We start from the raw sequence: 12975 nt of genomic DNA, 5'->3' as shown, positions 1-12975 counted from the left end.
TATTCTCCTGCTTTACTCATCTATATCCGTTTATATTCTTACAGGCATCCCCAGCAGGTATATTATACAATGCATGCCCTTCAAGGGAATATGTTTCGTCTGCTAAAATATATTTTTTGCCGTTTTATTTCATAATACACTGTGACATTATACCACAAAAACGATTTTTGTAAAATCATTTTTCTCCATGTAACTATTTTAAGTTAATTTTGACCATTTTCATATTTTTCAACTTGTTCAAGAACATTCTCGATCGTCTCTTCGATCTGACAGCTGTCCTCGCTTACTATAATGTCCGCGTATTTTTCAAAATATTTCACTCTCTCATCATACAAATCCTGCAATGTCTGGCCTTCCCGCAATACGACCCCTCTTTTTTTAGGGTTTCGTATCCTCTTTTTTATTGTTTGATAAGAAGCTTGTAAATATACAATAATACCAATCTCTTTAAAATGCCGCATGGCCTCTTCACAGTAGACAACGCTTCCTCCCGGTGAGATCACTGAATTTTCCGCGTTTACATCTCTGTTTACCTGATTTTCTATTTTTAAAAAGCCTTTCTCTCCTACCTCTTCTATAATCTCACGGAGCAGTTTCTTTTCTTGCTTCTGGATCAACAGATCTGTATCAATAAATTGCTTGCCAAGCCTTTTCGCCACTACAACGCCGACCGTACTCTTTCCCACTGCCGGCATCCCAATAAAGATAAGGTTTTTCTTCATATGTATTCCATCCTTTTATATCCCGTTTATTATTTCCGTTTAGACGATTCCCTCTCTAATGACAAATATTGCGGAATGTCCGAATGAAAATAATTTTTTTTAGTATAGCATACTTTTTTTTATTAGTAAAATCGACGCTGACACCTCCGGTGATCACAGCGGCGTCTGTACAATTCCTGGTACAGCATCACTTCTATCATATCCCGCAGCCAGTTCTCTCCAACCCCTAAACTTGGCATCGCCAGATCCTGTTCCATCGGCTCCTTCCGTCTTTCAGCAGAGAGCATCTCTGCATATTCTGTCCCATAAAATAGTTTTTCATTTTTCAGCACATTTTCATAGATCCGACTACACATCATACGAAGCTGCAGTTTATCTGGATACTCGTCATATATCATACTGTTCTCATACTCTGATCGATCACATTCTTCTTCCACGTAGGGCAGTATCTTCTTAGGAATATCCGGATACATACTTTTCATGTACTCCATATCCCTTCTTTCCATTTTGTCATCATCATAGACAAATGGCAGAGGATATGCCATGTAATAAGGCAGTTTGCGACTCATATTTCCTACACTTCCATTCCGACATTATATGAACAATATATGCCTATGCCGCTCTATACGTGCAGATAATAAACAGAATATAAATTTAACGAAGCAACAAGCAGTGCGAAAATAACTGCTTGTTGCTTCGTTAAATTTATATTCTATTATCTTGCCATTTCCAGCTGTGGCCCTACTGCTTTATGTGTCTTTATAACTGTCTCTATCTCCCGCAGATCTGAAGATGGCAAATCTCCCGGAATGGTATTCTTCACAGCGCTTGTCGCATTTCCTATTTCCAGAGCACGCTGACAGTCGTCAGGTTCTGACAGAAGTCCGTACAGAACGCCGGATACATATGCATCCCCACTGCCGATACGATCTACTACTTCAATATTGCGGTATGGTTCTTCTTCGTAAAATTTGTCCTTACGTGCGTCATAAATAACAGAACCGAATGTGTGGACTTTCGGACTGTGAACGATCCGCTGTGTAGATGCGACAATAGAGATAGGATATTCTTCCGTAAAACTCTTCATGATCGTTTTTGCGTCTCCTTCTTTCAAAAACGTCAGACGCGCCGTATCCTCTGAGCAAAAGAAAATATCCACATAGGGCAGTATCTGCTCAATACATTCCCGCGCCTCATCTCCGGTCCAGAGGTTTCCACGGAAATTCACATCAAAAGAAATCCACGCGCCTGCCTCTTTAAATCTTTTCATCATTTCTATCGCCGTATCCCGGCACTGTCTGCTCAAAGCTAATGTGATCCCACTCGTATGGAAACAGCGGGCAGAGGAAAACAATTCCTCAGAAAAATCAGAAACATCTATTTTATTTACAGAGGTATATACACGGTCATAGACGATTCCCGGCTTTCTCGGATATGCCCCGTTTTCATAATAATAGACTCCTAAACGTGCGTCATGAGAATTGTCGTATACAAGATAATCATCGCTGACGCCACAGAAACGGATCCTATTTTTTGCATAAGTACCAATATCGTTTGCCGGGAGCTTTGAGATGATCCCGGTCCTAAGTCCTAGCAAAGATACGCCTGACACAACATTCAGCTCGGCTCCTCCTACTTGCTTTTGCAGTGTTTCTCCGCGTACCAGCCGCTCATTGCTCGGTGGTGACAGGCGCAGCAGTACTTCTCCCAGCGCCAGCAGATCAAATGATTTATTCATGTTCCTACCTCCGTATATTATTAGAGATGCTGCATGGCAGACAGCATCTCTCGACTTAATCTATTTTATTTAAAATGGGTTAGCTGGTTCATTATCTTTGGACACGTCCGGATCCATCTCCGCCTGCCAGTTTGAGAACTTCATCCATAGATACCATGTTGAAGTCTCCCTCTATAGAATGTTTCAGGCAGGAAGCCGCAACTGCAAACTCGATCGTAGCCTGAGAATCATATCCGTTTAAGGAAGCACATATCAGACCGCCTCCAAAGCTGTCTCCACCGCCTACACGGTCTACAATGTGCATTTTATATTTTTTGCTGAAATAGTAGTCTTTTCCATCATATAACATAGCTGACCAATTATTGTCATTTGCAGATACCGACTCACGAAGTGTGATCGCAACTTTAGAAAAGCCAAATCTATCAGCCAGCTGTTTTGCAACATCTTTATATCCTTCGTGATTTACTTCACCCTTTGTTACGTCTGTATCAGCTGCTTTAATTCCAAATACATCTGCTGCGTCTTCTTCATTTGCGATACATACGTCTACATACTGGCAAAGTTCTCCCATTACTTGACCTGCTTTTTCTTTAGACCATAATTTATTTCTGTAGTTCAAGTCGCAGGAAACGGTAACACCTGCTTCTTTTGCCGCTTTACATGCTTCCAGACAAATTGCTGCCACGTCGTCATTCAACGCCGGTGTAATGCCTGTGAAATGGAACCATTCTGCGCCGTCAAAAATCTCTTTCCAGTTAAAGTCTGAAGCACTTGCTGTCGCAATCGAAGAATTTGCACGATCATAGATAACTTTAGACGGACGCTGTGAAGCACCCTTTTCCAGGAAGTAGATTCCTACTCTGTCGCCGCCGCGCGCAATATAAGAAGTATCTACTCCATACTTTCTCAAGGAATTCACCGCTGCCTGTCCAATCTCATGTTTTGGCAGCTTTGTAACAAATTTTGCATCAAAGCCATAGTTTGCCAGAGAAACCGCAACATTTGCTTCTCCTCCGCCATAAGTAGCGCCAAAAGTATCTGCCTGTACAAAACGGTAATATCCTTCCGGAGCCAGTCTCAACATAATTTCACCAAATGTAATTACTTTCTTTGCCATTTTATTTTCCTCTGCTTTCTTTTACAATTTCTACTGCTTCTTTTACAAGTTCTCTGATCTTGTCAAATTCTCCAGCCTTTACCAGATCACCTTTTACCATCCAGCTGCCGCCGCAGGCATGGATCTTATCGCACGCAAGATACTCTTTTACATTCTTTGGATTAATTCCGCCTGTAGGCATAAATTTCATTCCTACATACGGAGCAGCGATCGCTTTAATATAAGCAAGTCCGCCTGCCTGTTCTGCCGGGAAAAATTTTACAACTTCCAGACCATTTTCCAAAGCCTGCTCTACATCGCTTGGGTTTGCACATCCCGGTGTGATCGGGATATTTTTCTCTACACAATATTTTACAACCTTCGGATTCAATCCGGGGCTCACAATAAACTTTGCGCCTGCTGCTACTGCACGATCCACCTGCTCTGTTGTCAGCACAGTACCTGCCCCAACCAGCATATTCGGAAATTTTTCTGCCATAATACGGATAGACTCTTCTGCCGCATCCGTACGGAATGTCACTTCCGCACATGGAAGTCCTCCGTCACAAAGAGCCTGTGCGAGAGGCTCTGCGTCTTTCGCGTCATTTAAAACAACTACTGGAACAATACCGATCTCACCGATTTGTTTTAATACTTCGTTCATTTTCATTTCTCCTTCAATAGTTTCATAATATGAAAATATGTTCCACGATGTGATACATCATACTTATTAGTATACTCACGGAAAGCAAAAAGTCAAGTATCAAAATTGCTTAAAATACAGCCATTTCTTTTGTGAATAAGTAACAGTTGCGCGAACTTCGAAAATATGATAAAATTTGTTTCATATTGTGAAACAGAGGTGTTTTTTTATGGAAACCAAGAATCCAATCCAGGTTGCCGGCAGGCTTTTTGAGACGCTGGAGCTTTTGGCTGATAAAGGTTCTCTTGGTCTGATGGAGATCAGCAGCAGCCTGCAGCTAAATAAAAGTACCGTACACAGAGTTTTAAATTCTCTCATTTATATGGGATATGCGAGGCAAAATGAAGTGAACGGCAAATATGAACCTACCTTTAAAATTGTAGACATGTCTAATAAGATCATGGGCAAAGTGGACATTGTCAATCTTGTCCGTCCGCATTTAAGAGATTTGGTGGAAAACACAAAAGAGACGGTCCACTTTGTGGAACGAGATGGTCTGGACGCCGTCTATATAGATAAGGTAGAATCTTTCACCAACGGGATCCAGATGGTATCCAGGATCGGCAGCCGTATTCCTCTTTATTGTTCTGGTGTCGGCAAAGCGATCGCCGCTCACCTTCCTGAGCAGGAAGTAAGGGATATCTGGGAAAGAAGCTCCATTGTCCGCATGACGCCTTATACGATCACAAATTTTGAACAATTTAAAGAGAACCTATCTGACGTCCGTAAACGGGGATATGCACTGGATAACGAAGAAAACGAGACTGGCGTCCGCTGTATCGCCGCAAGTTTAAAAGACCACGCAGGTAAAGTACGCTATGCTTTCAGTATTTCCGCGCCAGTCAACCGCATGGATAATGACCGTATCCAAGAATTGTCCCACTATGTGCTAAAAACAAAAGAACAGATGGAAAGTGAGCTGTGCCCATGAAAAAAAATCTTCAGACCGCCTTCAGTACCCGGCAGTATATGTTGTCACGAGATTTTGAGATCTATTATTATAGTACCCGTCATTTGAACAGAGTAGAAAATCACGCGCATACGTACTATGAATTTTATTTTTTCCTGGAGGGAGACGTAACAATGATCATAGAAGACTCCTCCTTTCTTCTAAAACAGGGGGATGTTGTCCTTATCCCGCCGAAAGTACACCATTATGCCATCATAAACAGTCATGAACAGCCTTATCGCCGCTTTGTGCTCTGGATCAGTGAAGAGTATTGCAGCCGTCTGCTCTCCCTTTCCCCGGACTATCTCTATTTAATGCAGCGTGCGCAGGTCATGAAACGTTATATTTTTCATAATGATGTCATTGCCTTTAATGCTGTACAGTCCAAGGTACTACGTCTGATCGAGGAGAGCCGTTCTGATCGTTTTGGTCATGCGGCACAGGTTTCCCTCTGCGTAAATGATCTTCTGCTCCATTTAAACCGTCAGGCCCATGAACAGGAAAATCCTAAAGAGGTCAGAGGCAGACAAAATCTGTATCAAAACCTCCTGTATTACATTGAAGACCATATAGAAGAAGATCTCTCTCTCGAAAAACTCTCCGAAATATTTTATTTAAGCAAATACCATATCGCACATGTATTCAAAGAAAATATGGGTCTCTCTGTGCACCAGTATATCTTAAAAAAGCGGCTTGCTGCCTGCCAAAACGCAATACAAAGCGGAGAAAACATCAGCGAGGTCTACCTCAAATTCGGCTTTAAAGAATATTCCAGCTTTTATCGTGCATTTAAAAAAGAATTCGGTTTTTCTCCCAGAGAAGGCCGGCATATACAAACGCAAAGCTAAACGGGAGCTTTGCTCCATCAAAAGATTTTGCAACGCTCCCGTTTTTTATTCTGCTCCTATCTGACTGCCCATCCGGCAAAGAATCCTCCGCGGACTGCCTGCGCCACCTGTCCGATCTTGCCACAGTCTCCAACGATCGACGTATTGGGATATTTATCGGCAATCTTATCTGCTAATTCCAGACGGCTTTTCATGCCAAATGCTGTTACAATAGTATCTGCCTTGATTTCTGTTTCTTCTCCATTGTATACAGCATGGATCCCTTCCGGTGTGATCTGCGTTATCTTACAATTTGTATACATTTTCACACCATAATCTTCCAGTTTAAACAGCAATGGATTTCGATTATCCAGCAATGCATCCTGTGCAATCTCCTCTTTCATCTCAACGATCATAACTTTTCTGCCCTGCATAGCCATTTCCAAAGCATAATCACAACCAGAAAGTCCTCCGCCGGCTACCAATATAGTCTCGCCTTTTATTCGTTCCGGCTGTGTATGCGCATCTAGTACGTCCACTACATTTTCTGCGTCTATACCCGGGATCGGCGGACAAATCGCTGTTGCTCCAACTGCCGCAATGATCTGATCTGCCTCTTTTAATTCTTCAGATTCTTCCGTGATCTCTGTATGTAGACAAACCTGTACGCCTACTTTCTCAAGTTGTAATTTCTGCCATTTTACAAATTCTCTAAGTCTGGACTTAAACGGCGGTGTATACGCTGCCAACAGCTGTCCGCCCAACTCTCCCGATTTCTCATACAGAGTCACCTCATGTCCTCTGACAGCAGCCACACGTGCTGCTTCCATTCCTCCGGGACCTCCGCCGATAACAGCCACTTTTCGAGTATGCGCAGCCGGTGTCAGAGGATAATTTGCTTCAAATACTGCCTGCGGATTCACCGCGCAGGAAATGACTCTATTTTCATATAACCGACGTACACAGACTTCATTGCACAAAATACAAGGTCTTACGTCTTCTCTTTCATTCCAGCGCAATTTTTCCGGCATATATGGATCTGCCACTACCTGTCTTCCAAACATGGCAAAATCTATTTTACCTTCTTTTATTAACTGTTCTGCTGTTTCCGGCGTATGGTTGCCTGCATTCAAAACCGGGATATGTACCGCTTCCTTTATGCGGGACGCAGCCTCTGCCATACAACTATCCCCTGCATAGATGGACGGAACGATCCATTGTTTTCTCTCATAGCAGCCCAAGTCTACATCCAGAGCATCAATGCCCAGATCTTCCAGATATTTGGCGATCTCTATACTTTCTTCCAGCGTACGGCCTCCCTCAAAGTCATGGTAGGCACCCATTCTGAGCAGGATCGGGAAATCCGGTCCCACTTCCTCACGCAGCACTTCATAAATTTCTCTCACCAATCTCATACGATTTTCAAAGCTTCCGCCATATTCATCTGTTCTTTTATTCCATGCCGGTGTCATAAACTGATCCAGAATATAACCGCTGTGTGCGTGTATCTCAATCGCGTCTGCCTCAGCTATGACCGCATGCCGCCCGGCAAGGCGGAATTTTTCGATAATATCTTTGATTTCTTCAATAGTAAACGGACGGCACAACTGATCTGGAAAATAAAATGACGGAACCGCGGACGCGGAGACCATCTGATCCGACGAAAATGGAAATGCGTTTCTCCCCAGCCCGCATCCCAACTGAATACATACCTTACAATCATGCGCATGGATCGCTTCTGTCAAAAGCGCCCAGCCTTTCATCTGTTCATCCGTACCCGCTGTCGTAATGTAATCGATCCAGGGATCTGTCTTGTTCGTTACATACTGTACTTCTGTAATGATCATCCCCAAACCGCCTTTTGCACGTTCTGCATAATACTCGATCTGCGCCTTAGATGGATAACCGTCACGGTTCTCTGAAAAAGTTCCCATTGGAGCCATTACCATACGGTTCTTTAATTTTAGCTTTCCGATCTGCCCTCTTGAAAGCAAATGTGAATAATTGTTATTCATTATCCTGTTCCCTCCTTTTCATTTTGCTGCGTGTATTCTATTTTTTATTTTACAGTATTTAAGTTGACTATCCTATGTGCTTAATGCCATAATATATATAATTTATAGTGCATTATGCACACTTCATACAGAAGGAGGAAGTCTATTGAATCTCGAACAAAATGTAAAAGAACGCCTCGCATTATATGAGTGCCTTCCTTACGGTCTGGAAACAGTTTTGCATACGGCCGGAGAACTTTTTCACAACCCGATCATTTTGACTACAGCCGGTTATAAAGTTATTTCGCTGATCAATACTACCGGTGTAGAAAATCCCGATCCAATTTGGCAATTTTGTTCCAAATATGGATATTGCAGCGCTGATTCTATCGACAATTTTAAAAGTACCGGCGTCACTTCGGCAGTCCATACCGCCTCTGGCTCTACATGGATCAATTTCAGTGTAGGAAAGGATATTCCCCGCCTGATACAACGTATAGAGGCAAAGGATAAGACGATCGCTTATATTGGTATCTATCAGTTGACCAGCAAGATTACAGAAGAGACCAAGTTCCTTTTAGATACTCTTTGCCAGATCCTTTCCATCCTTTTGCAGCAGAGTCCGCTGATCTATGAAGAAAATGACAGTATTAAAGCAAATATCATCCAGGATCTCCTGCACCAAAACCTTAGGGAGCCCTCTATTTTAGAAGATCGTCTATTATCCGCAAAATGGAAACCGCTGTCTCTTTTTTCCATTATCGTCATCCTGTTCCATCCTTCTGATACAAGTTCTTACTTTCAAAAATATTTAAAGCGGGATATCATGAACACACTGCCGATCTGCACAGTCACAGAATATTCTGGGAATCTGATTGTTTTGCTCAATGCCCGAAAAGAGGCTGACTTTGCTCTCGCATACCGCCAACTTAATTCTATATTAAAACATAACCGGCTGCAGGCAGGCGCAGGCAGATATTTCCATACACTTACCGCACTCCCCTACCATTATACCCTTGCCTTAGAATCTGCCACGATCGCACAAGTGCATAATCCCGGAGAATATCAGCTTTTTCAGTATGATGATGATTTCCTGAGCCACGTCTTAAATCGAATCCCTGCCCAATATTGTGACGAGGGTCTGCTCAGTCGTGGTTACAGTCTCCTGCGGGCATTTGATAAAGAACATGATACAGAATATACGCATACCTTGGAGACATTTATAGAAAAATGGGGGAATATCAATCAGACAGCAGAAGCTCTCTATGTACACAGAAATACAGTGCGTCTTCATTTACAAAAGATCAAAGAGATCGCCGGAGATATATATGCTCCTAATTTTTTATTTGATTTTTATCTTTCATCCAAACTGATCCGCTGGTACAGTCGTAAGATTTAAATCGGCAGGAGGTAAATACGTATTTTATTTACTTTTCTCTCAAACTTTTCGTTTGTTTCTTTGGATATTTCTGCACATCGAACAGAATGAGATTATACTTTCTCCATCGAATCTTTTGGAACATGGACTTTTACCCATTAGAAATGTGTGCCGCCAGGCGCGCCACAAAAAAAAAGACATCCACCGTTCATAGCAGAGAACGGGGATGTCTTTTTCTGGTTTTTCTGTTTTATATTATTTTACCTCTTCCAGGTCAAAGCCAAAATATCTCACTGCATTATTGTAAGAGATGTCTTTGACAATACCGCCAAGTACTTCCATATCTTTTGGATATTCTCCGTTTTCTACCCATGTACCAAACAGATCGCAGAGTATCCTTCTGAAATATTCATGTCTCGCATAGGACAGAAAACTTCTGGAATCCGTCAGCATACCCACAAAATTGCTCAGACAGCCAAGATTTGCAAGGGATGTCAGTTGTTTTGTCATCCCCACCTTATGGTCATTAAACCACCATGCAGAGCCTTGCTGTATTTTTGCAGCTGCGCTGGAGTCCTGGAAACAGCCAAGGATCGTTCCGATTGCTTCATCATCGTTTGGATTCAGGCTGTATATGATCGTCTTCGGCAGATCACCCGTTTTGTTTAATGCATCCAAAAAGTCAGCCATCTGACCGGAAGGTGCATAATTGTTGATACAGTCAAATCCTGTATCCGGCCCCATTTTTTCATACATAGGCGTATTGTTGTCTCTCTTGCATCCGTAATGGAGCTGCATCGCCCATCCAAGCCTGTTATACAGACCGCCCACAAAAAGCATAAATGCCGTCTTATATTTCAGCACTTCTTCTTTTGTCAGCTCACTTCCAGAAAGTTTCTTCGCAAATATAGACTCTATTTCTTCTTCTGATGCTGGTACATACATCACATACTCCAGTGCATGATCGGAAGCGCGGCATCCCATCTCATGGAAAAATTCTGCTCTTTTTTCCAATGCCTTTTTCATATCCGCAAATGTACCGATCTCCATGCCGCTTACCGTTCCAAGAGTCTTTATGTACTCTGCAAAGGTCGATTTTTCAATTCCCATTGCCTTGTCCGGACGCCATGCCGGAAGTACCTGCACAGTAAAACTGTCATCTGCCTTTAATACTTTATGCCATTCAAGAGAATCGGCCGGATCATCTGTTGTACATAACAAAGTGACACCTGACTGGCTGATCAGATTCCGCACACTCATCGAATCTTGCTGTAATTTCTCATTGCAGAGATTCCATACCTCCTCTGCCGTTTTTCCGTTCAGTACACCATAATATCCAAAATATCTTTGTAATTCCAGATGGCTCCAGTGATACAGCGGATTTCCGATCCCACGCTCCAACGTTTCCGCCCATTTTTGGAATTTTTCCCGATCAGACGCATCGCCTGTGATATATTTTTCCTCCACACCATTGGAACGCATCAGACGCCATTTATAATGATCTCCCCCAAGCCATACCTGTGTGATATTTTCAAATTTTCTGTCCTCTGCAATCTCCTGCGGGTTAATATGGCAGTGATAGTCAAGGATCGGTGTTTTAGCCGCATAGTCATGATACAGCTCCTTTGCCGTCTCTGTACGAAGTAAAAAATCTTTATCCATAAATTGTTTCATCATCCAATCTCTCCTGTCTTTTAACTTATGATTTTAAAATATTACCTTATTTTGTGCTTTCTATATTTTTATACGTATCCCATCAGACTTGGCAGCCACAAGGATAACTGCGGAATATACGTGACAAGCAGCAATACGGCAAATATCGCTGCAAAATATAGCAAAAGCTGCCTGAATACCGTTTCTATCTTGACTTTGCCGACTTTTACTCCGACAAACAGTGTCGTTCCAACTGGCGGTGTGATCGTGCCGATGCACAGATTGAATATCATCATAATGCCGAAATGAACTGTATTCATTCCGAGCGCTGTACATACCGGCAGAAAAATCGGTGTAAAAATCAAGCATGCCGGTGTCATATCCATAAAAGTACCTACAAACAACAGCAAAATATTAATGATCAGCAGGATAATATATTTATTATCCGTCAATCCCAGCAAAGCACTGGAAATCGCTGTCGGAATCTGTGTAAATGCCATGATCCATGACATGATACTGGATACACCGATCAGGAAAATAATGATCCCTGTCATTTCAGCGCTGTCTTTAAAAATTTTCGGCAGATCTTTTAGTTTAATAGATTTATAGAAAAACAAAGAAAGTATAAGGCTATACACAACCGCCACAACAGACCCTTCTGTCGCGGTAAAGATTCCCGCTATGATCCCTCCGATCACGATAACGATCAAGAGCAGACACGGCAGTGCTTGTAAAAATACTTTTAATTTTTCTTTTCCCGTCATCTTCACTGTGCTGATGTATCCATTTCTCTTTGCCAGCACGAAGATCACCAACATACACGCAAGTCCCCACAAAATACCTGGGATATACCCCGCCATAAACAAAGCTGCAACAGAGGTTCCTCCACTGACAAGGGAGAATGTGATCATAACATTGCTCGGCGGGATAAGAAGTCCGGTCGGCGCAGTCGCGATATTCGCTGCCGCGGAAAAGTTTCTGTCATATCCTTCTTCTTCCTCTACAGGTCCGATAATAGAACCCATCGCCGATGCTGCCGCCGTACCCGAACCGGAGATAGCTCCGAAAAGCATATTCGCCACAACATTGGTCTGCGCCAACGCGCCAGGAGCTCGTCCACACAATAATTTGGCAAGATTGATCAGCCGGATGGCGATCCCACCTTTGTTCATGATATTTCCTGCTAAGATAAAGAATGGTATAGCAAGCAGGGAAAATACGGAAATACCGGAAAATATGCGCTGTGCGCCTGTAACAACTGCGATATCGAAAGACATGACAGGCAGGATCGCACAGATCGACGATATACCAAGCGCCACTGCGATCGGAACACCCGCTATCAGCATAATAATCAGTAATATCAATATGATCAAGCCGCTTAATACTGCAATATCCATATATTTTTCCTCCCTCCTTATTCTTCCTGCCGCGAAATTTGGCCTTTTGCCTTCACTATATCTATCAGATTCAGTATATTATATATGAGGATCACAATGCCGCTAAACGGAAGCACGAGATACACTGCCCCCATTGGAATACCCAGGGACGCCGTTACCTGCGCGAACTGCAGTTTTGTGATGGTTATGCCTCCGATCACAAGCACAGCCAGGGTAAAAAGAAAGATCAGCACTTCAATCACAATTTCCAGTATCATCCGCTTCTTTCCCGTCAGTTTATCCGCCAGAAATCCCATTCTCATATGATCGCGTTTCCCAAACACGAGAGCCCCGGAAAATAAGGCCATCCATGTAAAACTATAGGTTAGTAATTCTTCGGAAACTGTACTCGGACTGTTAAAAAAGTACCGTACCACGATCTGATATGTCCCGATGATCACCATTGCCGCAAATAGAAATACGCATAAAAAGGTCAGTAGATTATCCAGTCCTTTTCGGATTTTCTTTAACACTTCCAT

At 42.6% G+C, this 12975-nt stretch carries 12 protein-coding genes; 3 read left to right on the top strand and 9 right to left on the bottom strand.

Annotated elements, in window-relative coordinates; genetic code table 11:
* Window positions 1-203 precede the first annotated feature (203 nt).
* The 5 genes from WKT01_RS06000 to WKT01_RS05980 form a co-directional block, all read right to left on the bottom strand.
* Entirely contained in the window at window positions 204-722 is a 519-nt protein-coding gene (locus WKT01_RS06000) for a shikimate kinase (RefSeq protein WP_059066559.1), read from the bottom strand.
* Window positions 723-844: 122 nt separating this feature from the next.
* Window positions 845-1291 carry a hypothetical protein gene (locus WKT01_RS05995; protein WP_117975480.1) on the bottom strand — a complete coding sequence of 149 codons (447 nt, stop codon included), beginning with the start codon at window positions 1289-1291 and terminating at the stop codon, window positions 845-847.
* Window positions 1292-1437: 146 nt separating this feature from the next.
* A complete protein-coding gene (locus WKT01_RS05990) occupies window positions 1438-2460 on the bottom strand; it encodes a sugar kinase (protein ID WP_059066557.1) in 1023 nt (340 codons plus the stop codon).
* 91 nt (window positions 2461-2551) lie between these two features.
* Complete coding sequence (locus tag WKT01_RS05985; RefSeq protein WP_059066556.1) at window positions 2552-3577, bottom strand: sugar kinase; 1026 nt, start codon at window positions 3575-3577, stop codon at window positions 2552-2554.
* A 1-nt stretch (window position 3578) separates the two neighbouring features.
* Window positions 3579-4220, bottom strand: a complete 642-nt coding sequence (locus WKT01_RS05980; RefSeq protein ID WP_059066555.1) for a bifunctional 4-hydroxy-2-oxoglutarate aldolase/2-dehydro-3-deoxy-phosphogluconate aldolase — start codon at window positions 4218-4220, stop codon at window positions 3579-3581.
* Between the two features lie 208 nt (window positions 4221-4428).
* Between WKT01_RS05980 and WKT01_RS05975 the strand changes: the two genes are divergently transcribed.
* Window positions 4429-5190, top strand: a complete 762-nt coding sequence (locus tag WKT01_RS05975; RefSeq protein WP_059066554.1) for an IclR family transcriptional regulator — start codon at window positions 4429-4431, stop codon at window positions 5188-5190.
* A complete protein-coding gene (locus tag WKT01_RS05970) occupies window positions 5187-6056 on the top strand; it encodes a helix-turn-helix domain-containing protein (RefSeq protein WP_059066553.1) in 870 nt (289 codons plus the stop codon). The genes WKT01_RS05975 and WKT01_RS05970 overlap by 4 nt, the downstream gene beginning before the upstream one ends.
* 56 nt (window positions 6057-6112) lie before the next feature.
* Here WKT01_RS05970 and WKT01_RS05965 read toward each other — a convergent pair whose 3' ends face one another.
* Window positions 6113-8050 carry an oxidoreductase gene (locus WKT01_RS05965; RefSeq protein ID WP_117975481.1) on the bottom strand — a complete coding sequence of 646 codons (1938 nt, stop codon included), beginning with the start codon at window positions 8048-8050 and terminating at the stop codon, window positions 6113-6115.
* A 145-nt stretch (window positions 8051-8195) separates the two neighbouring features.
* Between WKT01_RS05965 and WKT01_RS05960 the strand changes: the two genes are divergently transcribed.
* The gene (locus WKT01_RS05960; RefSeq protein WP_117975482.1) at window positions 8196-9428 is read left to right on the top strand and encodes a PucR family transcriptional regulator; all 1233 of its coding nucleotides are present in this window, start codon (window positions 8196-8198) and stop codon (window positions 9426-9428) included.
* Between the two features lie 234 nt (window positions 9429-9662).
* Here the strand turns inward: WKT01_RS05960 and uxaC are convergent, their stop codons facing one another.
* From uxaC to WKT01_RS05945, 3 genes are all read right to left on the bottom strand, one after another.
* Window positions 9663-11081, bottom strand: coding sequence for a glucuronate isomerase (gene uxaC / locus WKT01_RS05955; protein ID WP_340311719.1), 1419 nt, complete (start codon window positions 11079-11081; stop codon window positions 9663-9665).
* A gap of 68 nt (window positions 11082-11149) precedes the next feature.
* On the bottom strand, window positions 11150-12457 hold the full coding sequence (locus tag WKT01_RS05950) for a TRAP transporter large permease (protein WP_059066549.1): 1308 nt from the start codon (window positions 12455-12457) through the stop codon (window positions 11150-11152).
* Between the two features lie 17 nt (window positions 12458-12474).
* Window positions 12475-12975: a TRAP transporter small permease gene (locus WKT01_RS05945; protein WP_340311625.1), complete on the bottom strand. Its 501-nt coding sequence runs from the start codon at window positions 12973-12975 to the stop codon at window positions 12475-12477.

The organism is Mediterraneibacter sp. ICN-202921, assembly GCF_037890075.1.
GTDB lineage: Bacteria > Bacillota > Clostridia > Lachnospirales > Lachnospiraceae > Mediterraneibacter > Mediterraneibacter massiliensis.
The sequence above is the reverse complement of the archived record's forward strand: the minus strand, read 5'-3'. Positions and strand labels throughout refer to the sequence as shown.

Bases quoted from the DNA above. Each gene is read 5' to 3' on its own strand.
- WKT01_RS05985 (WP_059066556.1), bottom strand. From the start codon at position 3,577: ATGGCAAAGAAAGTAATTACATTTGGTGAAATTATGTTGAGACTGGCT.
- WKT01_RS05990 (WP_059066557.1), bottom strand. From the start codon at position 2,460: ATGAATAAATCATTTGATCTGCTGGCGCTGGGAGAAGTACTGCTGCGC.
- WKT01_RS05970 (WP_059066553.1), top strand. From the start codon at position 5,187: ATGAAAAAAAATCTTCAGACCGCCTTCAGTACCCGGCAGTATATGTTG.
- WKT01_RS05950 (WP_059066549.1), bottom strand. From the start codon at position 12,457: ATGGATATTGCAGTATTAAGCGGCTTGATCATATTGATATTACTGATT.
- uxaC (WP_340311719.1), bottom strand. From the start codon at position 11,081: ATGAAACAATTTATGGATAAAGATTTTTTACTTCGTACAGAGACGGCA.
- WKT01_RS05945 (WP_340311625.1), bottom strand. From the start codon at position 12,975: ATGGAAGTGTTAAAGAAAATCCGAAAAGGACTGGATAATCTACTGACC.
- WKT01_RS05975 (WP_059066554.1), top strand. From the start codon at position 4,429: ATGGAAACCAAGAATCCAATCCAGGTTGCCGGCAGGCTTTTTGAGACG.
- WKT01_RS05965 (WP_117975481.1), bottom strand. From the start codon at position 8,050: ATGAATAACAATTATTCACATTTGCTTTCAAGAGGGCAGATCGGAAAG.
- WKT01_RS06000 (WP_059066559.1), bottom strand. From the start codon at position 722: ATGAAGAAAAACCTTATCTTTATTGGGATGCCGGCAGTGGGAAAGAGT.
- WKT01_RS05995 (WP_117975480.1), bottom strand. From the start codon at position 1,291: ATGAGTCGCAAACTGCCTTATTACATGGCATATCCTCTGCCATTTGTC.
- WKT01_RS05980 (WP_059066555.1), bottom strand. From the start codon at position 4,220: ATGAACGAAGTATTAAAACAAATCGGTGAGATCGGTATTGTTCCAGTA.